The organism is Cohnella sp. GCM10020058, from assembly GCF_042683485.1.
In the GTDB taxonomy this organism is placed as follows: domain Bacteria; phylum Bacillota; class Bacilli; order Paenibacillales; family Paenibacillaceae; genus Cohnella.
In genome coordinates, this window is record NZ_JBHUJV010000019.1 from 65,540 (window position 1) to 91,691 (window position 26,152).

The 26,152-nt window shown below is 59.1% G+C and carries 25 protein-coding genes and 1 pseudogene; 21 read left to right on the forward strand and 5 right to left on the reverse strand.

Annotated features, from left to right (window positions below):
• Positions 1-47 precede the first annotated feature (47 nt).
• The 4 genes from ACFSR7_RS30975 to ACFSR7_RS30990 all read left to right on the forward strand — a co-directional run bounded on the left by ACFSR7_RS30975 (position 48) and on the right by ACFSR7_RS30990 (position 3,901).
• Positions 48-1,466, forward strand: a complete 1,419-nt coding sequence (locus tag ACFSR7_RS30975; protein ID WP_378168333.1) for an extracellular solute-binding protein — start codon at positions 48-50, stop codon at positions 1,464-1,466.
• Positions 1,467-1,556: 90 nt separating this feature from the next.
• The gene (locus ACFSR7_RS30980) at positions 1,557-2,438 is read left to right on the forward strand and encodes a carbohydrate ABC transporter permease (RefSeq protein WP_378168335.1); all 882 of its coding nucleotides are present in this window, start codon (positions 1,557-1,559) and stop codon (positions 2,436-2,438) included.
• On the forward strand, positions 2,438-3,268 hold the full coding sequence (locus ACFSR7_RS30985) for a carbohydrate ABC transporter permease (RefSeq protein ID WP_378168337.1): 831 nt from the start codon (positions 2,438-2,440) through the stop codon (positions 3,266-3,268). Before ACFSR7_RS30980 ends, ACFSR7_RS30985 begins: the two co-directional genes overlap by 1 nt.
• A 96-nt stretch (positions 3,269-3,364) precedes the next feature.
• Positions 3,365-3,901: a DNA-deoxyinosine glycosylase gene (locus ACFSR7_RS30990; RefSeq protein ID WP_378168339.1), complete on the forward strand. Its 537-nt coding sequence runs from the start codon at positions 3,365-3,367 to the stop codon at positions 3,899-3,901.
• 86 nt (positions 3,902-3,987) lie between these two features.
• Here the strand turns inward: ACFSR7_RS30990 and ACFSR7_RS30995 are convergent, their stop codons facing one another.
• The 4 genes from ACFSR7_RS30995 to ACFSR7_RS31010 form a co-directional block, all read right to left on the reverse strand.
• Positions 3,988-5,118, reverse strand: a complete 1,131-nt coding sequence (locus tag ACFSR7_RS30995; RefSeq protein WP_378168341.1) for an HD-GYP domain-containing protein — start codon at positions 5,116-5,118, stop codon at positions 3,988-3,990.
• Between the two features lie 138 nt (positions 5,119-5,256).
• The gene (gene pepF, locus ACFSR7_RS31000; protein ID WP_378168798.1) at positions 5,257-7,053 is read right to left on the reverse strand and encodes an oligoendopeptidase F; all 1,797 of its coding nucleotides are present in this window, start codon (positions 7,051-7,053) and stop codon (positions 5,257-5,259) included.
• A gap of 245 nt (positions 7,054-7,298) precedes the next feature.
• Positions 7,299-7,481 (reverse strand): hypothetical protein, encoded by a 183-nt coding sequence (locus ACFSR7_RS31005; RefSeq protein ID WP_378168343.1) that lies wholly within the window; start codon positions 7,479-7,481, stop codon positions 7,299-7,301.
• Positions 7,482-7,515: 34 nt separating this feature from the next.
• Complete coding sequence (locus ACFSR7_RS31010; RefSeq protein WP_378168345.1) at positions 7,516-7,749, reverse strand: hypothetical protein; 234 nt, start codon at positions 7,747-7,749, stop codon at positions 7,516-7,518.
• A 240-nt stretch (positions 7,750-7,989) separates the two neighbouring features.
• Here ACFSR7_RS31010 and ACFSR7_RS31015 point away from each other — a divergent pair, with 240 nt between their 5' ends.
• From ACFSR7_RS31015 to ACFSR7_RS31025, 3 genes and pseudogenes are all read left to right on the forward strand, one after another.
• Positions 7,990-8,733, forward strand: coding sequence for a class I SAM-dependent methyltransferase (locus ACFSR7_RS31015; protein WP_378168347.1), 744 nt, complete (start codon positions 7,990-7,992; stop codon positions 8,731-8,733).
• Between the two features lie 84 nt (positions 8,734-8,817).
• Entirely contained in the window at positions 8,818-9,015 is a 198-nt protein-coding gene (locus ACFSR7_RS31020; RefSeq protein ID WP_378122222.1) for a cold shock domain-containing protein, read from the forward strand.
• Between the two features lie 417 nt (positions 9,016-9,432).
• Positions 9,433-9,807, forward strand: a pseudogene (locus ACFSR7_RS31025) (group II intron maturase-specific domain-containing protein); the annotation flags it as partial.
• A 454-nt stretch (positions 9,808-10,261) separates the two neighbouring features.
• On the opposite strand, the gene mnmA reads toward ACFSR7_RS31025, so the two are convergent.
• The gene (mnmA, locus tag ACFSR7_RS31030) at positions 10,262-11,392 is read right to left on the reverse strand and encodes a tRNA 2-thiouridine(34) synthase MnmA (protein WP_378168349.1); all 1,131 of its coding nucleotides are present in this window, start codon (positions 11,390-11,392) and stop codon (positions 10,262-10,264) included.
• 303 nt (positions 11,393-11,695) lie between these two features.
• Here mnmA and cymR point away from each other — a divergent pair, with 303 nt between their 5' ends.
• The 14 genes from cymR (at position 11,696) to ACFSR7_RS31100 (ending at position 26,000) form a co-directional block, all read left to right on the forward strand.
• The gene (gene cymR / locus ACFSR7_RS31035) at positions 11,696-12,115 is read left to right on the forward strand and encodes a cysteine metabolism transcriptional regulator CymR (protein WP_090114823.1); all 420 of its coding nucleotides are present in this window, start codon (positions 11,696-11,698) and stop codon (positions 12,113-12,115) included.
• Positions 12,116-12,133: 18 nt separating this feature from the next.
• Entirely contained in the window at positions 12,134-13,297 is a 1,164-nt protein-coding gene (locus tag ACFSR7_RS31040) for a cysteine desulfurase family protein (RefSeq protein ID WP_378168351.1), read from the forward strand.
• 30 nt (positions 13,298-13,327) lie between these two features.
• Entirely contained in the window at positions 13,328-13,864 is a 537-nt protein-coding gene (locus ACFSR7_RS31045; RefSeq protein ID WP_378168353.1) for a PRC-barrel domain-containing protein, read from the forward strand.
• A 6-nt stretch (positions 13,865-13,870) separates the two neighbouring features.
• Complete coding sequence (locus ACFSR7_RS31050) at positions 13,871-14,077, forward strand: hypothetical protein (RefSeq protein ID WP_090114827.1); 207 nt, start codon at positions 13,871-13,873, stop codon at positions 14,075-14,077.
• Positions 14,078-14,260: 183 nt separating this feature from the next.
• Positions 14,261-15,331: an AI-2E family transporter gene (locus ACFSR7_RS31055; RefSeq protein ID WP_378168355.1), complete on the forward strand. Its 1,071-nt coding sequence runs from the start codon at positions 14,261-14,263 to the stop codon at positions 15,329-15,331.
• 426 nt (positions 15,332-15,757) lie between these two features.
• Complete coding sequence (alaS, locus tag ACFSR7_RS31060) at positions 15,758-18,403, forward strand: alanine--tRNA ligase (RefSeq protein ID WP_378168357.1); 2,646 nt, start codon at positions 15,758-15,760, stop codon at positions 18,401-18,403.
• A gap of 126 nt (positions 18,404-18,529) precedes the next feature.
• Positions 18,530-18,805 (forward strand): IreB family regulatory phosphoprotein, encoded by a 276-nt coding sequence (locus tag ACFSR7_RS31065; RefSeq protein ID WP_271749126.1) that lies wholly within the window; start codon positions 18,530-18,532, stop codon positions 18,803-18,805.
• Positions 18,805-19,239, forward strand: a complete 435-nt coding sequence (ruvX, locus tag ACFSR7_RS31070) for a Holliday junction resolvase RuvX (RefSeq protein WP_378168359.1) — start codon at positions 18,805-18,807, stop codon at positions 19,237-19,239. The genes ACFSR7_RS31065 and ruvX overlap by 1 nt, the downstream gene beginning before the upstream one ends.
• Positions 19,232-19,537 carry a DUF1292 domain-containing protein gene (locus ACFSR7_RS31075; RefSeq protein ID WP_282909564.1) on the forward strand — a complete coding sequence of 102 codons (306 nt, stop codon included), beginning with the start codon at positions 19,232-19,234 and terminating at the stop codon, positions 19,535-19,537. Before ruvX ends, ACFSR7_RS31075 begins: the two co-directional genes overlap by 8 nt.
• A complete protein-coding gene (locus tag ACFSR7_RS31080; protein WP_378122214.1) occupies positions 19,534-19,851 on the forward strand; it encodes a DUF1292 domain-containing protein in 318 nt (105 codons plus the stop codon). Before ACFSR7_RS31075 ends, ACFSR7_RS31080 begins: the two co-directional genes overlap by 4 nt.
• Positions 19,852-19,938: 87 nt before the next feature.
• The gene (mltG, locus tag ACFSR7_RS31085; protein WP_378168360.1) at positions 19,939-21,261 is read left to right on the forward strand and encodes an endolytic transglycosylase MltG; all 1,323 of its coding nucleotides are present in this window, start codon (positions 19,939-19,941) and stop codon (positions 21,259-21,261) included.
• A gap of 130 nt (positions 21,262-21,391) precedes the next feature.
• Positions 21,392-22,318: a peptidase U32 family protein gene (locus tag ACFSR7_RS31090; protein ID WP_378168362.1), complete on the forward strand. Its 927-nt coding sequence runs from the start codon at positions 21,392-21,394 to the stop codon at positions 22,316-22,318.
• Positions 22,318-23,604, forward strand: a complete 1,287-nt coding sequence (locus ACFSR7_RS31095) for a peptidase U32 family protein (RefSeq protein WP_378168364.1) — start codon at positions 22,318-22,320, stop codon at positions 23,602-23,604. Before ACFSR7_RS31090 ends, ACFSR7_RS31095 begins: the two co-directional genes overlap by 1 nt.
• 263 nt (positions 23,605-23,867) lie before the next feature.
• Positions 23,868-26,000 (forward strand): methyl-accepting chemotaxis protein, encoded by a 2,133-nt coding sequence (locus tag ACFSR7_RS31100; protein WP_378168366.1) that lies wholly within the window; start codon positions 23,868-23,870, stop codon positions 25,998-26,000.
• Positions 26,001-26,152 lie beyond the last annotated feature (152 nt).

Consider the following 26,152-nt stretch of genomic DNA (forward strand, 5'->3'; position numbering starts at 1 on the left):
AGAAGTCAAATCAAACCAAATCGAACCAAACTTGGGAGGGTCAACGAGTGAAAAAGAAACTGACTTCCGTATTGGCTGCATCGGTCGCCATGTCCGCGGTGCTGGCAGGTTGCGGCAGCAACAATGATAACAATGGCGCCGCTTCTCCTTCGGCGAGCGAGTCGGCCAGCTCCAGCGCTACGGCTTCGGCATCCGCGTCGCCTTCGGCCAGCGCTTCCGAACCAGCGAAGGTCGAGAACTTCACGGTCTCCCTCCGTCATATTCAGATCGGGGAGCCGCAAAAATTCCGCAAAGCGATTCTTGACGACGTCGTCAAGAAGACGGAAAGCGAAGTGCCCGGCCTGAAGTTTGAACTCGACGGCGTCGAAGACAGCGTCAATCGCTTTACGAAGCTGCCCGCCGAGATGGCCGCGGGCAATCCGCCAAAAGTATTCTCGCTGTTCGGCGGCGCGGGCGACGCGCAAAAGTACGCCAAAGCCGGACGCCTGCTCGATCTGACCCCGATCTTGAGCGAGCTGGGCATCAAAGACAAGTTCCTGAACGTCCTCGATTCCTTCTCCGTAGACGGCAAGGTGTACGGCCTGCCGATCGGCGGCAACACCGAAGGCATTTTCTACAACACCGAGCTGTTTGCAAAATATAACCTGAACCCGCCAACCACGTGGGACGATCTCATCAAAGCGGCCGATACGCTGGCGCAAAACAAAGTCACGCCGTTTGCCGTCGGCTCCAAGGGCGCTTGGGTTCCCAACATGCTCGTGAACACGCTGATCGGCCGCGTCGCGGGCGAAGCCGCCATCCCGGGCTTCAAGTCCGGCGAAGCCAAGTGGAACGCTGCGGACGTCGTAGCGGCCTACCAGCTGTACGCCGACTGGGAGAAGAAGGGCTACTTTACGAAAGGCGAGCTGGGCAAGGAGTACGGCGACATGCTGAACGACTTCGTCGCAGGCAAGGCCGGCATGATGTTTGACGGCTCCTGGCGCAATTCCGCGTTTAAAAATGACGCAGTCGGCGCGGCGATCGCGGGCAAAGTGGCTTATGTAGCGCTCCCGGCCGTTCCGAACGGCAAGGGCGACCAGACGGCCGTCAACGCCAACTACGGCGAAGGCTACGGCTTCTCCGCCGACCTGAACGACAACGAGCTCGCCGCCGTCAAGGCGTTCATCAAAAACATGTACTCCGACGAAATGCAGCTGCGCGGCCTGCTCGAGGACGGCGTATTGCCTTCGATGCAGCTGTCCGACGCATCCATCGCGCAAGTGACCGACCCGCTGCTCAAGCAAGTGCTCGACGTGCTGAAGTCCGCCGGCAAAACGTTCCCGCACTTCGACTCCGTCGTGCAGTCCAAGGTATACACCGAGACCGAGACGCAGCTGCAAAAGCTCATCGCAGGCAAGGCAACGCCACAGCAAGTGGGCGACGCCATTCAAAAAGTACAAGACGCCGAGAACGCCGCCGCGAAGTAAGCTGCAGGCGAATGCGAAGGAGAAGCGCCGCCCGCCCAGCGTGGGCGGCGCTTTCTCATCGCCCTGGAAGACGGCGGGGGAGGCTCCGGAATGAAAACGACGTTAAAAAATCCCTATGTCTATATGCTGTTCGTCGTGCCTACGGTCGCGATGTACTTCCTGTTCTTTATTTATCCGACGATCACGTCTTTCGTGTTCGGCTTCACCGACTGGGACGGACTGAACGCCAGGCAGTTCATCGGCCTGGACAACTTCGTCAATGCCTTCAAGGACGCTGAGTTCCGCAGCTCGATCTGGAACAACCTGATCATCCTGCTGTTTTCCTGCTGCATCCAAGTGCCGCTCATCATTATTTTTTCGCTGTTGATCAGCAACGTCAAGCGATTTCAGGGCTTCTACAAGACGACCGTGTTCATGCCGTCCATACTTTCGACCTCGATAATCGGGATATTGTGGGGCTACATTTACGATCCGGACGTGGGCCTGCTCAACAATTTTCTGAATCTCTTCGGCATCGAACCGATCTACTGGCTGGCCGAGCCCAAGTGGGCGATGTTCTCGATCCTGCTGACGAATGCCTGGCAGTGGATGGGCTTTTATATCGTTCTTATCCTGGCTGCGATCCTCGGCATTCCCAAGGATATCGACGAGGCAGCCATGATCGACGGAGCAACCGGCGTCCAGCGCGCCTGGTATTTGACCGTGCCGCTCATCCGGCCGATCATCAACGTCGTTATCATGCTGTCCATTGCGGGCGCGCTTCGCGTCGTCGACATCGTTCTCGTCATGACGAACGGCGGACCCGCTGGCAGCACCGAGGTCATGGCCTCCTACATGGTCAACAAAGCGATCAAGTACGGCGATTACGGCTACGGCTCCGCGCTCTCCATCATCATTTTCGTCATCGCGCTTATCCTTACTGCGCTGTATCAGTTGCTCATCGCGAGAAGACAGGAAAGGATTGAGTACTGATGCCGGTCGCCGTCAAAAAAACCATTCCGCACTTCTTCATGATCGTCTATGTCGTCATTATTCTCGTGCCGTTCCTGTTCGTGCTGTTTTCCTCGCTCAAAGCCAACAATACGGAAATCGCGCTGCACCCGTTCGGCTTGCCGAAAACCTGGGTGTTCGAGAACTACAAGGAAGCCTGGGTCAAAGCGAAGATCAGCGTCTACTTCTTCAACAGCTTGTACCTGGCCGCGAGCGCGGCCGTCGTCGGCGTCCTCATGGCTGCCGCCACGGCATTCGCCATGGCGCGCATGAAGCTGTCGCGGATCAGCAAATGGATCTATCAGCTCGTGCTGGTCGGCATGCTGATTCCCGGCAACGTGCTGTTTATCGCGCAGTACTTCCTGGTCCGGGACCTTCACATTCTCGATACGCACTGGGCGTTATTCCTGCCCTACACGGCGGGCGCGCTTCCGTTCAGCGTGCTTCTGCTCGTCGCGTTCATGCACAACATCCCGCACGAGCTCGAAGAGGCCGCGACGATCGACGGGATGGGCGCAATCCGCATGTTTTGGAAGATCATCCTGCCGCTGACGATTCCGGCGCTCGTCACCGTGTTTATCGTGAATTTCCTGGGCAACTGGAACGAGTACCTGCTCGCCAACTTCTTCATCAGCCGCGACGCGCTCCGCACGCTGCCGACGGGTATGGTCGGCTTCCGCGACGCCTTTCAGACCAACTATGCGCTCGTCTGCACGGGCATCGTATTCAGCGTGTTGCCGGTGCTGATCCTGTATTCGTTCCTTCAGCGGCAGATCATCGAAGGCCTCACCGCAGGCAGCGTCAAGGGCTAAAGGCGCTTGGACGCAGTTCTGCTCCTCCTGACAGGCCGTCTCATTTGCCTTCCGCCTCTCCGCTATGACAAAATGGAGGGACGGAGGTGAGCCGACATGGCGACGTCAAACAAGGTTTATGCCTTGCCGCCGGTCGTGGACGCGAATTCGCGGATTCTTTTTCTGGGCAGCATGCCGGGGACGGCATCGCTCGCCTCGAGCCGATATTACGGGCATGCCCGCAACCACTTTTGGCCGATCCTCTACAGACTGCACGGCGCAGGCGCGCCGGATGCGTCTTATGAGGATCGGCTTCGTTTTGCGCTGGCGAACGGATGCGCGCTCTGGGATACGATCGCGGCTTGCGAGCGGAAGGGGAGCCTGGATGCCGATATAAGGGAAGCGGAGCCTACGGATATCCCTGGCTTGCTGCGGGCTTATCCGAACATCGAGATTATCGTTTGCAACGGGGGGAAATCGTACGAAACGCTCGCCAAGCACCACGGTCAGGATCCGGAGGTGAAAAGGCGCGTCGTGCTGAAGCTGCCGTCGACCAGTCCGATTCCGACAAGGCAGCACAAGGGACTCGAGGAGAAGACCGCTGCCTGGATGGAGACGCTGGCGTCTTTCGTTAAGCTGCGGCTGGATGCATGAGATGACTAACCTTCTAACCGACTAACCGTACTGACTAACCATACTGACTAACCGTACTGACTAACCGTACTGACTAACCGTACAGTCTACCCGGCCTCTTCGTCCATCCCGTCGTTCAACCGGTCGCGGATGTCGACCAGCTCGACCAGGTTGTCGAAAAACACGTCCACGACGGCGGGATCGAAGTGCCTGCCCCGCTCCTCGCGGAACAGCTTCTCGATGCGGTCAAGCGGCCATGCGGCCTTGTAGACGCGCTCCGCGCTAAGTGCGTCGAACACATCGGCCACGGCGGTGATCCGGCCGAAAATATGAATGTCCTCGCCGGCGAGCCCGTTGGGGTAGCCGCTGCCGTCCCACTTCTCGTGATGCTGCTCCGCGATGATCGCAGCAGCGGCGAGCAGCTCGCGGCGCGAGCCCTTCAGCAGCTGATGGCCGATCCGGGTATGCGACTTGATGATATCGTACTCCTCGTCGGTCAGCTTGCCCGGCTTGTTCAGCACGGCGTCGGGAATCGCGACCTTCCCGATGTCGTGCATCGGGGACACGTCGCGCAGCGTCTCGGCCTCGCGGTCGGACAGCCCGTACGCCTTGGCCAGCACGTACGAATATTCCGCAACGCGTCGCACGTGGTTGCCCGTCTCTTTGGACCGGATCTCGCCGATCTCGCCCATCGTGGAGATGATCTCGCGCTGCGTGTCCGCGATCTCCTGGTGCAGCATGACCGACTCGAGCGATTTGCCGGCATAGGAGGCGGCGAGCGACAACAGGTTCATGTCGTAATCGGTGAATTTGCCGGCTTCGGTCATTTTATTGATCGCCTGATAGGCGCCGATCGTCTCGCCGTCGTTGTTCCTGAACGGGATCGTGATGATCGACTTCGTCTGGTAGCCCGTCTTGCGGTCGTTCTCTGCATTGTGACGAGGATCATGGCGGGCGTCCTCGATGATGACCGGTTCACCGGTCGCAATGGCGTGCCCGACGAGGCCCGAGCCGATCGGGATCCGGATCTCCTTGACACCGTGAGCGACGGTCGTGTACAATTCGCCGCTTGCTTCGTCGATGAGCCAGACCGTACAGCGATCGGCCACGATCATTTCGCGCCCCATATTCGCCATCAGCACGAGCACCTTGTCCAGCTTGGATTCGCTCGAGATCTTGGCCATATATTCGAATATAATGGTCAGCAATTGTTCGGACGTCAAGTCTTTCCGCTGCATCCTATCCCTCTCCCCGTCATCATTCCGTGTAACTATTCGTGTCGATAGGGCTCGATTCCTGCCGAGTTTTGGTTCGATAGTATAAAAAAAGAACACCCGCAATCGGCGGGCGTTCCAAAGTCGCATGCACTTTAGGCCTTATTTCTCTGTTAACTGTTCCATTTGTTCGATCAACCCTTCGAACACGCTGAGCGCCTGCTCGATCGGGGCTGGCGTCGACATATCTACGCCTGCTTTTTTGAGAATGTTGATCGAGTAGTCGTTGCCGCCGCTCTTCAGGAATCCGAGATAACGGTCGACCGCGGGCTGGCCCTCGCTCAGGATCTGCTTGGCGAAGCTCGTCGCCGCCGAGAAGCCGGTGGCGTACTTGTACACATAGAAGCTCGTGTAGAAGTGGGGGATGCGCGCCCATTCCATGGCGATGTCCTTGTCCACGACCATATCGGTGCCGTAATATTTGACGTTCAAGTCGTAGTAGATTGCCGACAGCTCTTCGGGCGTGAGCGACTCGCCACTCTCGGCCTTCGCGTGCACGATCTTCTCGAACTCGGCGAACATCGTCTGGCGGAACACCGTCGTACGGAACTGATCCGCATAATACGTGAGCAGGTACATCTTTTCCTTGGGGTCCTTGGATTTATCCAGCAGGTAATCCATGAGCAGCGCTTCGTTCAGCGTAGAGGCGACTTCCGCGAGGAAGATCGTGTACTGCGCGTCGCGGTATTCGTTGCTCTCGTCGGAATAATACGAGTGCAGCGCGTGTCCCATCTCGTGCGCGAGCGTGAACATGCTGTTCAGGTTGTCCTTGTGGTTGAGCAGCACGTAAGGATGCGTGCCGTAGGCGCCCCAGCTGTAAGCACCGCTGCGCTTGCCTTCGTTCTCGTAGACGTCGATCCAGCCTTTGTCGAAGCCTTCCTGCAGCACCTTCCGGTAGTCGTCGCCGAGCGGCTTCAGGCTGTCGTATACGGTCTTCTTGGCGTCCTCGTAGCCGATGTCCATGTCGAACTCGTCGACGAGCGGCGCGAACAAGTCGTACATGTGAAGCTCGTCGAGCTTGAGCAGCTTTTTGCGAAGCGCCATGTAGCGGTGCATCAACGGCAGATGATCGTGAATCGTCTGGATCAGGTTGTCGTAAACGCTCACCGGGATGTTGTCGCCGAAGAGGGACATCTCGAGGGCGGACGGATAATGGCGGGCGTGCGCATAAAACAGGTTTTTGGTCACGTTCGCGTTCAGCGTCGCGGCGAGCGTGTTGCGCCATTTGCCGTACGTGTCGTATACCGCCTTGAAGGCCGCCTCGCGCACGCCGCGGTCGCGGCTCTCGAGGAACTGGATATACCGGCCGTGCGTCAGCTCGATTTCTTCGCCTTTTTCGTTTTTCACCTTTGGAAACTTCATGTCGGCGTTGTTCAGCATGCCGAAGATCGTGGTCGGCGCCTGGGACAGGTTGCCGACCTGCGCGAGGAGGGACTCCTCGCTCTTGGAGAGCGTATGGGGCTTGCGACGCAGCATCTCCTCGAGCGTGCGCCGGTATGTAGGCCTCAGCGACGGATCCGCGATGATGCCCTTGAGCGTATCCTCGGACAGGCTCAAGATCTCCGGCGTAATATAGGAAGTCGCTTCGCCGGCTTCGACGCTCAGCTTTTTGGCTTTTTCGGAGAGCGCCTGATACTTGGAGTCGGCCATGTCCTCATGACTCCGCATATTCGCGTAGACGTAGAGGCGTTCCGTGAGAAGCGACAGCTCGTCGTCTTTGGCGAAGCAGGCGGAGATTGCTGCGGCGTCGTTCAGTTTGCCCTGGTAGGACGAGATCTCGCCGATCTGTGCGCGCACTTGCGCATATTCGCGGTCCCAGGCAGCCTGGTCCGGGTATATGTCTTCCAGGTGCCAGCGGTGTTCGGCGGGCACTTCGCCGCGTTTGAGCACTTCGTTCATCTTGGTTAGCCTCCTCGGTACGTTGGATTCGCCGCGGGCCTCGGCCTGCGCGATCGTTGTCTTGCTGCCGCCTCGCGGGGCGGCCTCCCCGGGCTGCGCCTGCGCGCATGACGCGGACAGCATCGCAGCGGAGAGCAGCGCGGCCAGCGGCTTCGCGGATATTCTCATCGGACGGACCTCCGTTTAGCAACGAATGGTAATCCGACGTAGTATATCCTGACTTCGCACGCTTCATTAAGCCTGATTTATGCGCTGCCCGCCGAGAAAAAGGCGTAAACGACCAGAAAAAAAGCGAACGCCACGAGCACCAGCGAGACGGTCGCGAGACCTCTGCGGAGCTTGGCCGGCACGTGGTCGCGCTGCCAGATGAGCACGGCTGCGAGCCCGAATGCCGCGATGGCGTAGATCAAAGTAGCGCTGTAGTCCATGTAGGTCGCGTCCTCCTTTCCGGGCGGCCGGCGCCTAGACGTTGCGCAGGCTGCTCATCACTTCGGCCAGCTGCTGCTCTCCGCCCGGGAAGTCTTCCGCGACAAGGTGCCTCTCGGCCCAGTGCATCATCTCGGGGCGGCTTAGAAACTTGTGGCATTCCTCGCCCCACTGGTCCGAAATCTGGCGCACGACAAGCGTCTTGCCCTGAACCTCCACAGTCAGCATGTTGTAATGGTCGTTTTTGTAAATAACGTGCTTGGCAAACATGGTTAAAGCCTCCCGTCCGGCAGTTGTTGCGCCGATTCTGATACGGCGAAGCCGTTATTCATGACTATAGAAGAGATGAAGGCAGAAATCAATGTCGACCCGCGGCCCGACTGGAAAAACGAGTTGTTGGGAAAGGATTGACAGCTGCCGTGCAGGGTGGCAAAGTAGGGGTAACCCATAGGGGCCGAAGCATAGACGAGAAGAGACGAGCTTGAAGAGACGAGAGGAGAATCGCGCAACATGGAGAAAAAGCCTGCATACCCCCAGACGGGGGTCGCTTCGACGTGCCGTTCTTACGAAGAATATGAGCGGATGTTCGGGTTCGAGACCGACAAGCTTACAGGTAAAAAAGTATTGGACGTGGCAGGGGGCGCATCTTCGTTCACAGCGCAGCTCTGCGCGCGCGGGATTGACGCCTATGCGGCAGATCCCTTCTATGCGGGGGACCGACAGGCGGTCGTCGCGCTGGCACAAAGGGAGATTGACACGTCCTCCGCCAAGATCGCCGCCATGTCGCAAGTATACGACTGGAGCTATTACGGATCGCCGGAGCGTCATAGACGCATTCGCGAGGCATCGCTCGAATCCTTCGCCGTCCATTTTCAATCGGAAACGGACAAAGAGAGGTATCTGGCAGCGTCGTTACCGCGATTGCCGTTCGAGAACGATACCTTTTCGCTGATCTTATGCAGTCATTTTTTATTTTTGTATGCGGACCAATTCGGCGAAGCCTTCCACGAAGCGGCGCTTCGCGAGCTGCTTCGCGCAGCGAAGCCCGGGGGCGAGATTCGGATCTACCCGCTTGTCACGCTGGCCTGGGAGACGGTGCCTTACCTGGACCGGCTGCTGGACGTTCTTGCGGCTGAATCCGAAGCGTCGCTCGTTCCTTGCGGCCTGCCTTTCGTGCCCAGGGAGAGCAGCGTGCTGGTGCTCCGCAAAAAAGACGAATCGTGCGGAATGAAAATCAGACAAAATGAGACATAAAATTCACATATTGCATCTTGACAAGGTTTCGGCTATAATAATGTCATTCGCCGACTTACGGCGAGATTTTAGGAGGTTTTTCATTTGAGAGGAACAGTTAAGTGGTTTAACGCAGAGAAGGGCTACGGCTTTATCTCGGTCGAAGACGGCAACGACGTATTCGTGCATTTCTCCGCTATTCAAGGCGACGGATTCAAGACCTTGGACGAAGGCCAAGCGGTAGAATTCGAGATCACCGACGGCAACCGCGGACCGCAAGCAATCAACGTCGTTAAGCTGTAAGCACCGCCTGCGCGGCCGCTCATTATAGCACGACAGCCTATCGAAGAGCCTCCGGCCGATGCCGGAGGTTCTTTTTTTGTACGTCCAGGATGGGCGTCATCTCTAGGGTGAAAGTCCCGAACGGGGGCTGGCGAGCGCTTACGTTGCCAAGGGCAAGGGTGTCCATCGCGAGGCGGAATCTGAAGGAAGCCGGAGGCAAATGCACGGGCCAAGGTAAACGAACTGTATTTAGGCAGGGATAGTCGGATGAGTTGCCCAAACACAACGAAATTCAATGCCGCCAACGCAAGGGAGCTTGCTGCAAAGAGAAGCGGCGAAGCCGCCAGGGAGTGCAGGAGCGCCTAATTGATCGCCGGCACAAGTCGTCCCTTCCTCGCGCGAAGTCAGTAACGACTTGCTGGAGCAGATACTCGAGAGCGCGAAGCTCTGAAAACGATTTCTCGGTTCAAGGATAGGATCCGGAGACTGACGAACCGTACGAGATCGCTGCCGATGGAAGAACGGATAAACCGGCTGAACCGCTATGCAATGGGATGGCTGGGTTACTTCCGATTGGCCGCTGCGAAGAAACATCTCGAGCAACTCGACGGATGGATTCGCAGAAGGCTGCGCATGTGCCTATGGAAGCAATGGAAGCGAGTGCGGACGCTTATCCGCGAACTAAGTGCGCTCAAGGTACCAGAGTGGGCCTGTTTTATCATGGCAAACGCTCGGCGCAGCCCTTGGGAAATGTCCCGGAACATAAATAAAGCCCTTCCGACCTCCTATTGGGAGGCAAAAGGGCTGAAAAGTAGCGGCCATTCGTGGAGAGGCAGGCGCGCGATCGGCGTAGGGGCGTTTTTCCGAAGTTTGGCGGATCGCAAACCTGCATTTTTACATGTATTTTCAATCGACTCGCGACATTTGATGAAATACCTGCAAATGTGCAGGTAACTTCACAATACAAGCCGGAAATCGGGATGATGGAGGAAAAAACCTGCGTTTTTGCATCTTTTCTGACCAAAAAGGGCGATCTCGGCGAAAATAGATGTATATTTGCAGGCATTGCGACGAAAGAACAACGAGGGCGACGATAGCCCAACGTCTCGGAACGGCTAGCGGATGATTCATCGACAGGCGCTTCGCTTAAATCAAGTTTCGGATAATCCGATATCCATTTAGCAAAACCAAAACCCCGGCTGCCTCGTCTATAAAGACAAGACAACCGGGGTTTTCGCGTTGGCTTCGCGCGGGTACGTCACCGGCTTTAGCTTCGCTCCGTCAGCGCTGCCTTGTGGACGCGCTCGATCGTACCGCCGCCAAGGCAAGTCTCGCCGTCGTAGAAAACGACGGCTTGCCCGGGCGTGATCGCCTTTTGCGGCGTGTCGAAGGCGATCTCGAACGTTCCGTCCGCTTGCGGCGTCAATGTAACGCCCTGGTCGGGCTGGCGATACCGGAACTTGGCGGTGCAGCGCATCGGTGCCTCGGGCATGACGGGGGCGATCCAATTGACCTGTCCCGCGGTCAAGCCGTGCGAATACAGGATCGGATCGCGCTCGCCCTGGACAACGTACAGCAAGTTGCGCTCCAAATCCTTATCCGCGACGAACCATGGCTCGCCCGTGCCGGAGCCGCCGATGCCGAGTCCCTGGCGCTGGCCCAGCGTATAGTACATCAATCCGTCGTGGCGTCCCTTGACCTCGCCGGTAGCCGCGTCGATCATGTCGCCGGGACGAGCGGGGAGGTACTGGCTTAAAAATTCCTTGAAGTTGCGCTCGCCGATGAAGCAGACGCCCGTGCTGTCCTTTTTCTTGGCGGTCGCGAGGCCGGCGGCTTCGGCGATGCGCCGTACTTCGGGCTTGGGCAGATGACCGATCGGGAACATCGCCCGGGACAGCTGGTCCTGATCGAGCGCATGCAGGAAGTACGTCTGGTCCTTGTTGGCGTCGACGCCGCGAAGCAGCTTGTACTCGCCGTCTTCGAGCGCGACGCGGGCGTAGTGGCCCGTGGCGATGACGTCCGCGCCGAGATCCAGCGCCTTCTGCAGGAACTCGCCGAACTTGATCTCGCGATTGCACATGACGTCGGGATTAGGCGTGCGCCCTCTGCGATACTCGTCGAGGAAGTAGGCGAATACTTTGTCCTTGTATTCTTCTTCGAAGTTGACGGTATAGTAGGGGATCCCGATCTGATCGCAAACGCGGCGCACGTCTTCGGCGTCCAAGTCGGCGGTGCAAACCCCGGATTCGTCGGTGTCGTCCCAGTTTTTCATGAATACGCCGATCACGTCGAAGCCCTGCTCCTTGAGCAGCAGCGCCGTGACCGAAGAGTCCACGCCGCCGGACATGCCTACGACGACGCGGGTGTCCTTGGGGTTGGCAAATCTTAAATCTTTCATTATAATAATCACTCCTGCGCAAGCGAATGGGATGTGGCCGAACCGGCATTCCCCATTGTAGCACAAGTTCGCGGCATGCGCCGAACAGGGGGCGGCACCGCAGGCGCGCAAAGGAGACGGTCAAAAAAGAATGTACATTCTAAATAACATGAATATGTCACCGATTTTTTGACCACAACGATGGATGATGTGATAACATAGATGTGAAATGGGGATACTCCCTTTTTTTTGCATCCATGATACTGTCCTATCAATATAAAAAGAGAAGACTGCGCCGCTGTCTGCGTGGAACGAGGTGCCGATTTGAAGATTTCGACGAAGGGTCGCTACGGACTCACGATTATGATGGAACTGGCCTCCAAATTCGGCGAGGGCCCGATCTCACTGAAAAGCATCGCCGAGAAAAACGGATTGTCCGAGCATTACCTGGAGCAGCTGATCGCTCCGCTGCGCAATGCGGGACTCGTAAAGAGCATTCGCGGGGCATACGGCGGCTATATTCTTTCGAAGGATCCGGAAGGGATCACGGCGGGGGATATTATTCGCATACTCGAAGGGCCGATTAGCCCGGTCGACTTTACCGAGGAAGACGACGCCGCGAAGCGCGACCTGTGGCTGCGCATTCGCGACAGTATCGCGAGCGTGCTGGACTCCACGACACTGTCGGATCTCATCAACTTCAAGGATGAAGGCAAGCCCGATAGTTATATGTTCTACATTTAGATGTAGCCGGTGATGGATATGGATCGCATTTATATGGATTACGCCGCTACGGCGCCGATGCTCCCCGAGGCGCTCGCCGCCTATGTGGCGGCGGCCGGCGAGGCCCCCGGCAACCCATCCAGCCTGCATGCCTTCGGCCGCGGCGCCCGCAGCCGCGTGACAGAGGCGCGCGACGCGCTGTCGAGCGCGATCGGCTGCCGGCCGGATGAGCTTACGTTCACCGGCGGCGGCACCGAGAGCGACAATGCCGCGCTGTTCGGCGCGGCCCGGGCGCAGCGCGCCAAGGATCCGCGGCGGACCGGCATCGTGACGACGGCCATCGAGCATCACGCGGTGCTGCATGCTGCCGAGCGACTGGCCGCCGAAGGCTTCGAGCTGACCGTGCTGCCTGTCGATCGCGCGGGGCGCGTCTCCGTGCATGACGCTGAAGCTGCGATTGGCGAGACGACCGCGGTCGTCAGCGTTATGTACGGGAACAACGAGACCGGAACCCTGCAGCCGATCGCGCTTATAGGCGAGCTGGCCCGCCGCTATGGCGCCGTTATGCACGTCGACGCTGTTCAGGCGCTTGGCTACGAACCGATCGACGTCGGCACGCTGCCGGTCGATCTGCTCAGCCTGTCCGCGCACAAGATCGGCGGACCGCAGGGCGTCGGCGCGCTATACGTACGTACGGGAACGCCATGGCAGCCGCTGCTGTACGGCGGATCGCAGGAACGCCGCAAGCGGGCGGGCACGGAGAATGTGGCGGGAATCGCCGCATTCGGCGCAGCCGCATCGCTCGTGGCGAATGCGGTAGACGCGCGGCGCGGGCATGCCGAATCCGTACGGAGCGCCTTGCTGACCGGCTTGCGCGACCGGCTCGGACCCGACGCAGTAACCGTTAATGGCGATGCCGACCCGGCAGGGCGGCTGCCTCATATTTTGAATATCGGCATCGAGGGCGTTTCTAATGAGACCTTGTTGATGAATTTAGATTTGCAGGGGATAGCCGCTTCCGGCGGGTCGGCATGTACCTCCGGTTCGCTGCAGCCGTCTCATGTGCTGACCGCGATGGACCTATCGCCTCAATTTTGCAAAAATTCGGTAAGATTTAGCTTCGGAATGGGCAATACTATCTCGCAAGCGGACAAAACGGCAGAAATTATTGCAACCATTGTCGCTCGCTTGCGTAAGAGATAACAGGCAGTTGCCTATACATGCGAGGTTTTTATGAATCGAAGCCTGCAGCAGATGATCGGATTACCGGTTCTGCTTCCAAGCGGCAAGCGAGTAGGCCGCGTTCTGGACATCGGATTCGACGAGTTTTGGGAGGCCGAGTACGTCGTCCTGGACGGCGAATTCGGACTCCGGCGCAAGGTCCGCATCGCGAAGTGGACAGACGTTCTCACGAGCGGCGAAGACGCCTTGGTTCTCAAGGGCAAGGATGCCATTCGAAGCATGCCTCGCAAGAGTCTGCAGCGGACGTTTCACACGGGATTGATCCGAATGCGAGAGCTTCCCGTCTATACATTGGAGGGTCAGGAACTTGGCCGCGTCTCCGATGTTTATTTTCGCAAGACCGCGGGTACACAAATAGCAGGCTATGAGTTGACGGACGGATTACTCGCGGACGTGTTCGAAGGACGGCGGCGCATGTACCTGCCGGACGGCCCCAAGGACTTGACATTGGGCGAGGACGCAATCCTCGTACCCGCATCCTATGAGCGAATTATGGATAAAGACCCTAACGCGGAAAGTGAAAGGTGATAACCGATGATGAGATGCCCGAACTGCAATTCCAAAGATATCGGCAAGATCGGATCGCATCAGTTTTACTGCTGGAGCTGCTTTATCGAATTGACGGTGAACGGGGACAAGATGTCCGTTTATCAAGTCGAAGAGGACGGCACGCTGAGCTCTCTCGACGATTTGTTTTTCGGAGAGCCGATTCCTCCTCATATTCACGCAGGCGGCATGTGACGATTCATTCCGGGCAATCGGATTATCATCACTCCCTGACGGCCCCCGCGCTCACCATTGAGCGCCGGGGCTTTTTTGTTTTTCCCGTTTCCCGGAGTTCGTCCTTCGATACAGGTTTATGCAGGCGCGCTTGTACATATACTGGAGGGTGGACCGGACTAGAACGGTCGGGGGGTGAAAAGGATGAACCGGCTGTCGCAAAGCCGTCTGCTGGCCGTGCTCGTCTATATCGTGCTGGCCCTGCTCGCGTTGTACCTGGCGACGCTTGTGAGACCGATGCTGCTGTCGGTATGGAGATTCGCCAAAGCCGTGTCCGCGCCTTTCCTGATCGCGATGATCATCGCCTACGTACTCAATCCGATCGTTGCGATGCTTCACCATCGGCGAATGCCGCGGACAGCCGCGGTTCTGCTGATCTACGCGGTTTTCGTCTGCAGCAGCGTCGTCGTGCTCGTGAACGTGGCCCCCATGTTCACGGCACAGGTAAGAGAGCTGAACGAGCATATGCCGGAGCTGACGATGCGGGCGCAGAGCCTGGTCGACAGCTTCAACAAAAACGATTCGCTGCCGGACACGGTGCGAAGCGGCATCAACCGGGCCGTGATCGGGCTGGAAAAGCAAATGTCCGTACGCATATCCGATTTTTTGAACAATATCGGCGCCGTCGTCAACGTCATTTTCCTCTTGATGATCGTCCCGTTTCTCGTATTTTATATTTTAAAGGATATGGACGTCTTCGAGCGGGCCGTGCTGAAGTATCTGCCCCGCGCCCGAAGGCAGGGCACGATTCGGCTGCTCAAGGAGATCGACATGGCGCTGGGCAGCTACATCAGGGGACAATTTATCGTGTCGCTGTGCATCGGGCTTGCCGCTTACATCGGCTATCTGATTATCGGTATGCCTTACCCGCTGCTCATGGCTGCGTTTGTCGCGCTGTTCGACATTATCCCTTATCTTGGACCGTTCCTCGGCGCGCTGCCCGCGCTCGTCATGGCGAGCACGATCTCGTGGAAAATGGCGCTGTTCGTGGCGATCGTGAATACGCTGTGCCAGACGCTCGAGAGCAACGTCATCAGCCCCCAGGTGGTGGGACGGTCGATGAGGATGCATCCGCTCACGATCATCTTCGTCCTGCTGATCGGCGGCGAGCTGGCCGGCATCGTCGGGCTGTTGCTTGCGGTGCCTTTCTATGCGGCGCTGCGCGTCGTCGTCCAGCATCTGTTCGCCTATTACATTCGGCGAAAAACCGTTTGACACCGCCGAAAGCGCAACTCTATAATGGTAACGTCGCATGAAAAAAAGCGTCAACGTAACATAGCCATCGAGCGTTGAAGAAGCAAGAGTACCCCGAGAGTCCGCATTGCAGAGAGAAGACGCCTTGCCAGATCGCCCCCGAGCCCAGCGGCTCGCCGGACAAGCGGTACGGCCAGGCTGCGAGCGTCTTCGTGCGAAGGGCGGGGGAAGCCGGCTTCCGAGCTTCGGACTGGATCCGACGGGCAGGCCCGTTACAGCCTGAATAAGGCGATTCCGCACCGATTTGCCCGGCTGCCAGCCGGCGTCAAGCGGAATAACCAGGGTGGTACCGCGATTGATTCGTCCCTGAATTTCAGGGGCGTTTTTTATTTTTTTACGGGTTAAGAACAGGCCGCAGAGCCGACAATTCAAGGGAGGAACCTCATCATGCAACCGTTAAAAGCCGCCGAGATCCGCGACAGATGGCTTCGTTTCTTCGCCTCCAAAGGACACCGCGTCGAGCCCAGCGCATCGCTCGTCCCGCACAACGATCCTTCTCTTCTGTGGATCAATGCCGGCATGGCGCCGCTGAAGGCATACTTCGACGGCCGCGAAAAGCCGGAAAACCCGCGCATCGCCAACTCCCAGAAGTGCATCCGGACGAACGACATCGAAAACGTCGGAAAGACGCGCCGACACCACACGTTTTTCGAAATGCTGGGCAACTTTTCGATCGGAGACTACTTCAAGGAAGAAACGATCACTTGGGCTTGGGAATTCCTGACCGGCCCGGAGTGGATCGGCTTCGCGCCTGAACGTCTGTCGGTCACCGTGCATCCGGAAGACGAGGAAGCCTTCAAATACTGGAACGAAAAAATCGGCATTCCGGCCGAGCGCATCGTCAAGCTCACCGATAACTTCTGGGACATCGGCGAAGGCCCTTGCGGACCTTGCACCGAGATTTTCTACGACCGCGGCGAAGCTTACGGCGACTTGTCCGACCCGGAGTGCTATCCTGGCGGAGAGAACGAGCGCTTCCTCGAGGTGTGGAACCTCGTCTTCTCGCAATTCAACCACAACAAGGACGGCAGCTATACGCCGCTGCCGAATAAAAATATCGATACGGGCGCCGGTCTCGAGCGCTTCGCTTCAATCGTGCAGGACGTCGATTCCAACTTCGACACCGACCTCTTCCAGCCGATCATTGCGCAAGCGGCCGGAATCGCAGGCGTCTCTTATAAGACGAACCCCGACCACGACGTAGCGCTCAAGGTCATCGCGGACCACATCCGCACGGTCGCCTTCGCCGTAGGCGACGGCGTCATGCCTTCGAACGAAGGACGCGGCTACATCATCCGCCGGCTGCTTCGCCGCGCGGTCCGATACGGCAAGGTTCTCGGCGTAGACCGTCCGTTTCTGTGGGAGCTTGTTCCGACGGTCGGCGAGATCATGGGCGGCTACTACCCGACCGTCGTAGAGAAAGCCGAATTCATCGAGCGCGTCATCCGCACCGAGGAGGAGCGCTTCCACGAGACGCTCAGCGATGGGCTGTCCCTGCTGGCGGACCTGTGCGCGAAGGCTGTTGCGGCAGGCGAGAAGAGGATCGCCGGCGCGGATGCGTTCAAGCTGTACGATACGTACGGCTTCCCGTTCGATCTGACGGAGGATTATGCCGCCGAGCAAGGGATGACGGTCGACCGGGAAGGCTTTGACGCATCGATGGACGAGCAGCGCCAGCGGGCGCGCGCGGCCCGGCAGGAAACCGAGAGCATGAAGGTGCAGGGCGGTCCGCTCGCAGACTACACGGTCAAGAGCGAGTTCGACGGCTACGGCACGTTGACGCTCGGCGCGACCGTCGCGGCGATCGTGTCCGGAGACCGGTTCGTCGACGCTGCGGGCGCCGATGAGACGGTGTCGGTCCTTCTCGACCGGACGCCGTTCTACGCAGAGAGCGGCGGCCAGGTGAGCGATACCGGGATGCTGGTCGGCGAGGGCGGCCTGGTCGCGGCCGTCGCCGGCATGAGCAAGGCGCCGCACGGTCAGCCGCTGCATCAAGTGACGGTCACTTCGGGCACCCTGAAGGTCGGCGACAAGGTGACGGCCAGCGTGGACGCCGTGGACCGCGCCGACATCGTGCGCAACCATACGGCCACGCACTTGCTCCACAAGGCGCTGAAGCAAGTGCTGGGCGAGCACGTCAACCAAGCGGGCTCCTTGGTCGAACCGGGCCGGCTTCGTTTTGACTTCTCGCACTTTGGCGCCATCACGGAAGCCGAGCTGGCGGACGTCGAACGCAGAGTCAACGAGCAAATCTGGCTCGGCACCGACGTCGACATCAGCCTGAAGGGAATCGAAGAAGCCAAGTCGCTCGGCGCGATGGCGCTGTTCGGCGAGAAATACGGCGACATCGTGCGCGTCGTGCGCGTCGGCGACTACAGCCTCGAGCTGTGCGGCGGCTGCCACGTTTCCAACACGGCGCAGATCGGCCTGTTCCGCCTCGTGGCGGAGAGCGGCATCGGCTCCGGCGTTCGCCGGATCGAAGCCGTCACCGGCCGACACGCCTATGCGTACATGGACGAGCAGATCGGCCTGTTGAAGGGCGCCGCGGCGCTGCTCAAGACGGGCGTGGCTGAGGTGCCGCGCCGCGTCGAGGCGCTGCAAGGCGAGCTGCGCCAGACGCAGCGCGAAGTGGAATCGCTGCAAGGGCGTCTCCGCCGGCTCGAGGCCGCCGAGCTGCTCGGCGGCGCCAAGGAAGTGGGCGGCCTGACGCTGCTCGCCGCACAGGTGAACGTCGGCGGAATGGACGCGCTGCGCGGCGTCGCCGACGAGCTGAAGGCGAAGCTGCCGGAGGCCGTGCTCGTGCTTGGCGCCGTGCATGACGACAAGGTGAGCCTGGTCGTCTCCGTATCGCCGACGCTCGTGCAGCGCGGCCTGCACGCAGGCAAGCTGATCAAGGAACTGGCCGCCATCTGCGGCGGCGGCGGCGGCGGCAAGCCGGAGCTCGCGCAAGCCGGCGGCAAGGACCCTTCCAAGCTCGGCGAGGCGCTCCGCGCGGCCGAAGGCCTGGTGGCGGCCGCAGGAGCGGGCGCCTAAGAGGAATTTGCGGCGCATGCAGTCCGGCTCGCCGCACGTCCTTTCGCACAGGGCGGGATTGCGCTTCCATTTCCCGTCCAGCGGAGAATATGATATGATGTTGGCATAAAGCGAGGTGCTGCGAAAATGAGCTCGTCCGACAAGAATCACATGGATAAGACGGTCAAATTCGACGTCATGCCCGATCCGGAGGAGATCTCAGCGAAGGATATCCTGCTGACGGTGCACGACGCGCTGGTGGAGAAGGAATACCATCCCATCAATCAGATCGTAGGCTATCTGCTGTCCGGCGACCCGGCCTACATTCCGCGGCACAACAACGCAAGAAGTCTGATCCGGAAGAAAGAGCGCGACGAACTCATCGAAGAAATGGTCCGCTTCTATCTTCAGCAGCACCGCTGATGCCGAGGATCATGGCGTTGGATTATGGAGACAGGCGCACGGGCGTGGCCGTCAGCGACGCGTTCGGCTGGACGGCCCAGGGCGTGGAGGTCATCCAGCACAAGACCGAGGACGCATGCCTTCGCCGGGTCGCGGAGCTGGCGTCGGAGCTTGAGGCCGATGAGATCGTCCTCGGCCTGCCCAAGAACATGAACGGCTCCGTCGGCCCCCGGGGCGACCTCTGTATCGCGTTCGCGGCCAGGCTTGAGGAGACGCTGAGGCTTCCCGTCAAACTATGGGACGAGCGGCTTACGACCGTCGCCGCGGAGCGCGCGCTGCTCGAAGCGGACGTGAGCCGGGCCAAGCGCAAGCTGGTTATCGACAAGATGGCCGCGGCAATATTGCTTCAGAGTTATTTGGATTCCAGATCGAGAGGGGCTAACCTGAATGGCTGATGATACGATCCGCCCTGAAGAAGAAGCGGAGATTATTTATATCCCTGACGACGACGGCAACGACGAGGCGTTCGAAGTGATCATGCGCTTCGAGCTCGACGACGGCACAGACCGCAAGTATATGATGGTCGTGCCTGCCGACGCCGAGGATGAAGAGCAAGAGGTCTATGCGTTCCGCTTCGACGAAGAGGACGACGAGATCAAGCTTTATCCGATCGAGAGCGAAGAAGAGTGGGAGATCGTCGAAGAGACGTTCAACACGCTTGCGGCCGAGTTCGGCGGCAGTGAAGAGCAATGAGCGAAGCCGGGAAACAAGGTCATGGCTCCCCGGGAGGCGCGCTGCAGCAGGCGTTCGGCTCCGAGATCGAGCTGACCGGCGAGAGCGGGTCGACGCAGGTCTACCGGATCTTGGCCGAGCTTAGCGTGAACGGCAAGCCTTACGCCGTGCTGCAGAGCGATGCGATGCGCAAGGAAGGCGAGATCGAGGTGTTCCGCGTCTTGCCGGAGGATGCCGGCGAGCCCAAGCTCGAGTCGGTGGATGACGACGAGGAGTGGGAAGACGTCGCCGAAGCCTTCGACGACATGCAGTTCGGGTCGGACGACCGGCCATAAGGCTGAGGGCGCGACTTTCGTGAAGAGCGGGCAACCGCTCTTCACGGCTATTCGGCCGCTTTTTATTTAAGCAGGAGGGACGAGAGCGTGAGCAGAGACGACGACAACAACGGGTGGAAATCCGTGTATACGGGCAATCTTCCGGAAGACCGGGAAGAACCCGACGCGGAGCCCGCCCGGGCGCGCGGGGATGAGGAACGGCCGGCGCCCGCGCCGCTGCCGCCGCGAACGCGACCGGGATCGCCGCCTGAGCGATCGCCCGCGGCGCCTGCGAGGAATGCCGCCGCAAGCAAGCCCGAACCCGCGCCCGAACCCGAGGTGCAAGAGGCCGAAGACGACGAGCCGCCGAAGAAGGGGCACGCCGGTTTTTGGTCCTTCCTGATTGCGCTCGGACTCGTCGCTCTCGCCGCCGCCTCGATCCTTTTTTACGTATGGAACGGACTTCGGCCTCCGGGATCTTCGGATCAGGCGGTGCGCGTCACGATCAGCAAGGGTATGGGCGCCAAAAAAGTCGGCGAGACGCTCGAAGCGCAAGGACTCATCCGCAATACCTTTTTATTCAGCATGTGGCTCAAGTACAAAAACGAAGGCTCCAGGTTCCAGGCCGGCGACTACGACTTCAAGCCGGGCATGACGAACGGCGAGATCGTGGCCAAGCTGAACAACGGCGAGACGGTCGCTGCCGAGACGATTCGCTTCACGATTCCCGAAGGGTTCACGGTCGTGCAGATCGCAGACCGTCTGGCCAAAGAGGGGATCATCGACAAGGACAAGTTCATGAACGCGGCGCGCAATCCGTCTCAATTCGCAAATTCGACCTGGACCAAGCTGATTCCGACGGGCGACAGCCTGCGTTATCCGATCGAAGGGTATCTGTTCCCGGAAACGTACGAGATGAAAAAGGGCAGCACCGAGTCCGACATCATCGACCGGATGCTCGCAGAGCTCGACCGCAAGCTGGGCACGCTGCCTGAAGATTGGCAGAGCGTGCTGGAGGAGCGGGGCTGGACGCTTCACGAGCTGCTGACCGCAGCTTCGCTCGTCGAGCGAGAGGTGGTCGTGGACGAGGAGCGGCCTATCGTGGCTGGGGTTATCCTGAATCGCCTGGATAAGAAGATGGCGCTGCAGATCGACGCGACGATCCAGTACTTACTGGACAAGCAAAAGGATAAGCTGACGAACGACGACCTGAAGGTCGACAGCCCATACAACACGTATCAGAACAAAGGGCTGCCGCCGGGACCGATCTCGAGTCCGAGTCTCAAGTCGATCGAAGCGGTGCTGTATCCGGCCGATACCGACTATCTGTACTATGTAACCAAAAAGGACGGCTCCAACACGCATTTGTTCGCGGAGACGTACAAGCAGCATCAGAAAAACATTCGCGAAAGCGAAAAGAACGCAAAGTAAAACGGCGCGCGCGAGAGCGTGCGACCGATATTACGGCCCGGCGGCGGTTATCGCGCGTCGCGTCATCCCTAGCGGATGCGTGAAGCGCGATAGCAGGCGCCGGGCCTCACGTTTGGATGAGGTGAGGGAAATGACAACGGAGCTGTTGATCTCGGCTGGCTCGCTCGCCCAGATCAAAGCCTATGCCGAGGCCGGAGCGAGCGCCGTGCTCATCGGAGATGCCAGATTCGGGGCGCGCCTGCCCGGCTCGATCGGGGAAGCCGATCTGAAGGAAGCCGTCGCGTGCGCGCATGCGCTCGGCATTAAGGCCTATATCGCTGCGGGCAAGCTGCTGCGCAACCATGAGCTTGCCGGGCTGCCGGACTATCTGCGCGCAGCGGCCGAAGCGGGGGCGGACGGCGTGACGTTCGGCGATCCCGCCGTATGGATGGCCGCCCGCGAAGCGGCGCCGGGTATTGCGTTGCACTGGAACGTCGAGATGACGGGCACCAACTCGGCAGCGGCCCATTTTTGGGCGAAGCGCGGCGTATCCCGGGCGGTCCTGGCGCGCGAGCTGAACGGCGAGGAGATCGCCGATTTCAAGCGGAGCGGCACAATTGAAGTGCAAGTTCAGGTACACGGCATGACGAATATTTACCATTCCCAGCGCAATCTGCTGCAGAGCTATATGGACTACCTGGGCCGTGAAGCCAGCCTGGTCGATCTCGGACCGAGCGAGGGCCGGTTCCTGATCGAGGCGGAGCGTCCTGACGAGCGTCTGCCTGTCTACGAGGACGCGGACGGGACGCACGTGATGAGCGCGGATGACATTTGTCTGCTCGAAGCGCTGCCGGAGCTGCTTGAGGCGGGCATCGACAGCTTTTATATCGAGCCGCTGCTCAAGTCCGAGGCGTACAATATCGCCGTGCTGCGCAGTTACCGGCATGCGATCGACGCCTGGCACCGAGACCCCGAAGGTTATGAATTCGACGAGGAATGGCTGGAGCCGATCCGGACGCTTCAAGATCCCGGCCGCGAGCTCAGCTTCGGATTTTTATACAAGGAGCAAGTTTACTAATGGAGGTGTTGACGATGAACGGCACTGCCGTCCATGCCGCCGAATCCGCCGCCGGGACAGGTCGCCGCTATCGGCTGGACAAGCCGGAGCTGCTCGCGCCCGCCGGCAATCTCGAAAAGCTGAAATTCGCCGTCCACTACGGCGCGGACGCCGTCTATATCGGCGGACAGAGTTACGGCTTGCGTTCGAATGCGGACAATTTCAGCTTCGAGGAAATGCGCGAGGGCGTCGAGTTCGCAGCCCGCTACGGCGCGAAGGTTTTTGTGGCGACCAATATTTACGCCCATCAGGAGGATCTCCCGGGCATCGCCGATTATTTAAAGCAGCTTGAAGCTGCAGGCATTGCGGCCATCATTACGGCCGATCCTGCCATTGTCGAAACGGCGATGACGCATGCGCCCGGACTCGAGGTCCATCTGAGCACGCAGCAGTCGACCATGAACTGGCAGGCCGTAAAGTTCTGGAAGGAAGTCGGACTGCCCCGCGTCGTGCTCGCAAGAGAGACTTCGATGGAAGAGATTCGCGAGATCAAGTCGAATGTCGACCTAGAGCTGGAAGTGTTCATCCATGGCGCGATGTGCTCCTCGGTATCGGGCCGCTGCGTGCTCTCCAACCATTTTACCGACCGCGATTCGAACCGCGGCGGGTGCTGCCAGTCGTGCCGCTGGAAGTACGACTTGCACCAGGAGAGCGAGCCGGTCGGCGATCCGGGCGACCATATGTTTACGATGGGCAGCAAGGATCTGTGCATGATCCGGCATATTCCCGATCTCATCGATGCGGGCGTGGACAGCTTCAAGATCGAAGGCCGGATGAAAAGCATTCATTACGTCGCTTCGGTCGTTGGCGCCTACCGGCAGGCCATCGACGCCTATATGGAGGATCCAGAGGGTTATGCGCTTCGCCCCGAGTGGGAGGAAGAAATCGGCAAGGCGGCGAACCGTCCGCTCAACACCGGATTTTTCTACAGCACGCCTGGCGCGTCGGAGCATATTTACGAGCCCGAGGAAAAGCCTGCGCCTTACGATTTTGCCGCTATCGTGCGGGAGTACGATCCGAAGACCGGCATCGCGGTCGTCGAGCAGCGCAGTCCGTTCCGTCCGAACACCGAGGTCGAGTTCGTCGGTCCCGGCGGACGCAGCTTCAAGCAGGTCGCAGGACCCCTCTCCGATCTGGACGGTGCAGCCGTCGACGTAGCCCGTCATCCGCTTCAGCTGCTTCGGATCAGGACTTCGGAACCTGTCGCGCCGCTCGATATGATGCGTAAAAAGATCGGAACTTTGTAATTTCGACAAAAAAAATAAATAGTTTGGACAAGAAAGCGTTTCAAAAGGATATTAAATCAGCTTGTCGAATTAACACTGATAGTGCAGATGACCGATATATATTCGGAGATGATTCTGCGCCGTCGGATGTTCGGCAAGCTTTTTTGTGCGGCCGGCGTCCGTGATGGCGCGTGGTAACGGGTTCCCGCTTGAGATCGAGTGCGCCAATAGGCGCGATCTCGGCGGCCAAGAGTCATTTAACTAAGTCTCGGAGGGTGTGTCAGATGAAGCAAAGTTGGCGCGATCGTGTCAAGTCGGTGGAGTGGAAGCAAGGAGCCGACACGCTGGGAGGGTATGCGAAAAAATTCGGGCAACAAATGAAAGAAACGAAGCTGGAAAGCCCGATTCGTTCTGTCGGCGTGAAGTTATTCATTCTTGTATTCTGCGGGATCCTGCTTTGCGTCGTGTCGCTAGGACTATTCTCCTATTCTAAGTCCAGATCCGTTATCGAAAAGAAAGTGTCGGAATCCAGCATGGAGACGGCAAAGCAAGTATCCGGGCGTATGGACCTGCTGCTTACCGGTTACGAGCGCAAGTCGATGGAGTTTTTGTCGGATTCGGAGTTTATCTCTCAGGTCGGATCGGCCATCTCGTCGACCGACGATTTCGAACGCTTCGACAACCAGCGGACGATCACGACGAAGCTGTCCAACGTGATGATCTCGGACAATGCGATCGCCGGCATTTTCCTGCTGCCTACCGATACGTCCATGGCCGTCATCGGCTCTTCCAATTCGGGCGGCGTTCCCGACATGAAGGAAAATCCGCCTGCGTTCCTCGACACGATGAAGCAAGCAGCGGGCAAGGTCGTCTGGGTACCGACGATGCCGACTGGCATTACCGGCAAGCAGACGGCGCCGACGATCGCGGTCGGACGCGCATTGATGAACGTCAATTCGGGAAATCCGTATTTGCTGGTCATCGAACTGAGCATTAAGTCGCTGCAGGACATGCTGTCGAACGTCAGCTTCGGCGACGGCAGCTCGACGTACATTGTCGCGCCGGACGGCACGATCGTCTATGCGGCGGATCCCGCCTTGATGGGACAGAAGTACGAATATGAGCTGCCCGACGCATCCGGCGAGGTCAAGATCAAAGCCGACGGCGGCGAGATGCTCTCCGTGGGCTCGCAATCTGCCGGCAGCAGCGGCTGGACCGTGATCGGCAACATCCCGACTTCCTCGCTGGTCAAGGACGCGAAGGCCATCCGCAATCTGACCTTCCTCATGTGCGGCTTGTCCGTGCTTATCGCGGCGCTTATCGGTCTGTTCATCATGTGGACGGTCGGCAAGCCGCTCGGCCAGCTGCGCCACCTGATGAACGAAGGCGAGCGTGGCAATCTGACGGTGCGCAGCACCATCCGGCAGAAGGACGAGATCGGACAAGTATCCGACAGCTTCAACCGGATGATGGAGCGCATCACGGAGCTCGTGCGTCAGACGAATCAATCCGCGAGCGAAGTGCTCGAGACCGCAAGCTCCCTGACGCTCGCCTCGACGAAGACGGCCAGCGCGGCCAAGGAGATTGCCGTGGCGACAGAAGAGATCGCGGGCGGCGCCACGAACTTGGCCGTCGAGTCCGAGCGCGGCAGCGAGATGACGGGACAGATCGGAGATAAGGTCGTCTCGGTCATCGACTCCAACGTAGAGATGGGCAAGTCCGCCTACGAGGTCGAGGAAGCCGGTCGCAAAGGCACCCAGTATATGGCAGGCCTGATGGAGAAGACCGGGCACACCGAAGAGATGACGCGTTCGATGGTCGACAAGGTCGACAAGCTCAAGGAGAGCACCGGTTCGATCAGCAAGATTCTCGACGTGCTCGGCAACATGACGAAGCAAACGAACATTTTGTCGCTTAACGCGACGATCGAAGCGGCCCGTGCGGGAGCCGCCGGCAGAGGCTTTATGGTCGTCGCTGACGAGATCCGCAAGCTCGCGGATCAGTCCCGCCAATCGATCGGCGTCGTCGGCGAGATCGTAGACCGGATCGGCCAGGAGATCGACGAGACCGTATCCGTCCTCTCCGACGCGTACCCGCTGTTCAAGGAACAGATCGAAGCCGTGCGGGATGCCAACAAAATTTTCGAAAACGTACAGTCGCATATGAGCGACTTCAATGAGCGCCTTCATGCCGCTACCGCGTCGGTTTCGCAGCTCGAGCAAGCGCAAGAGACGTTGACGCTCACGATGACGAATGTCAGTGCCGTCGCGCAGCAAGCTTCGGCTACGAGCGAGCAGGTCGCCTCGCTGAGCAACGAGCAGCTGGGCATCAGCGACGGTCTCGTACAGCTGTCCAACAAGCTTGAGACGGTATCTCAGCAGCTGCGTCAATCGTTGTCTCAATTCACCGTAGCTTAACCGATTTGATTTATATCAAAGTACGGAATGCCGCTCCCGCGCATGGGGGCGGCATTCTTTTTTATGCATTACCGCGTTCGCCTGCTTGGCAGCTTGGCAGGTTAACGGGAAGGCAGCCGGGCAACACTGGGAATATCGGCGTTACAATTCGT

Coding starts and splice junctions, on each gene's coding strand:
- ACFSR7_RS31065 (WP_271749126.1), top strand. CDS start 18,530: ATGAGCTCGTCCGACAAGAATCACATGGATAAGACGGTCAAATTCGAC.
- ACFSR7_RS31040 (WP_378168351.1), top strand. CDS start 12,134: ATGGATCGCATTTATATGGATTACGCCGCTACGGCGCCGATGCTCCCC.
- ACFSR7_RS31015 (WP_378168347.1), top strand. CDS start 7,990: ATGGAGAAAAAGCCTGCATACCCCCAGACGGGGGTCGCTTCGACGTGC.
- ACFSR7_RS30995 (WP_378168341.1), bottom strand. CDS start 5,118: ATGCAGCGGAAAGACTTGACGTCCGAACAATTGCTGACCATTATATTC.
- ACFSR7_RS31005 (WP_378168343.1), bottom strand. CDS start 7,481: ATGGACTACAGCGCTACTTTGATCTACGCCATCGCGGCATTCGGGCTC.
- alaS (WP_378168357.1), top strand. CDS start 15,758: ATGCAACCGTTAAAAGCCGCCGAGATCCGCGACAGATGGCTTCGTTTC.
- ACFSR7_RS31075 (WP_282909564.1), top strand. CDS start 19,232: ATGGCTGATGATACGATCCGCCCTGAAGAAGAAGCGGAGATTATTTAT.
- ACFSR7_RS31055 (WP_378168355.1), top strand. CDS start 14,261: ATGAACCGGCTGTCGCAAAGCCGTCTGCTGGCCGTGCTCGTCTATATC.
- mnmA (WP_378168349.1), bottom strand. CDS start 11,392: ATGAAAGATTTAAGATTTGCCAACCCCAAGGACACCCGCGTCGTCGTA.
- ACFSR7_RS31050 (WP_090114827.1), top strand. CDS start 13,871: ATGATGAGATGCCCGAACTGCAATTCCAAAGATATCGGCAAGATCGGA.
- ACFSR7_RS31010 (WP_378168345.1), bottom strand. CDS start 7,749: ATGTTTGCCAAGCACGTTATTTACAAAAACGACCATTACAACATGCTG.
- ACFSR7_RS31100 (WP_378168366.1), top strand. CDS start 23,868: ATGAAGCAAAGTTGGCGCGATCGTGTCAAGTCGGTGGAGTGGAAGCAA.
- ACFSR7_RS30980 (WP_378168335.1), top strand. CDS start 1,557: ATGAAAACGACGTTAAAAAATCCCTATGTCTATATGCTGTTCGTCGTG.
- ACFSR7_RS31090 (WP_378168362.1), top strand. CDS start 21,392: ATGACAACGGAGCTGTTGATCTCGGCTGGCTCGCTCGCCCAGATCAAA.
- ACFSR7_RS30985 (WP_378168337.1), top strand. CDS start 2,438: ATGCCGGTCGCCGTCAAAAAAACCATTCCGCACTTCTTCATGATCGTC.
- ACFSR7_RS30990 (WP_378168339.1), top strand. CDS start 3,365: ATGGCGACGTCAAACAAGGTTTATGCCTTGCCGCCGGTCGTGGACGCG.
- ACFSR7_RS31045 (WP_378168353.1), top strand. CDS start 13,328: ATGAATCGAAGCCTGCAGCAGATGATCGGATTACCGGTTCTGCTTCCA.
- ruvX (WP_378168359.1), top strand. CDS start 18,805: ATGCCGAGGATCATGGCGTTGGATTATGGAGACAGGCGCACGGGCGTG.
- ACFSR7_RS31080 (WP_378122214.1), top strand. CDS start 19,534: ATGAGCGAAGCCGGGAAACAAGGTCATGGCTCCCCGGGAGGCGCGCTG.
- ACFSR7_RS31095 (WP_378168364.1), top strand. CDS start 22,318: ATGGAGGTGTTGACGATGAACGGCACTGCCGTCCATGCCGCCGAATCC.
- pepF (WP_378168798.1), bottom strand. CDS start 7,053: ATGAACGAAGTGCTCAAACGCGGCGAAGTGCCCGCCGAACACCGCTGG.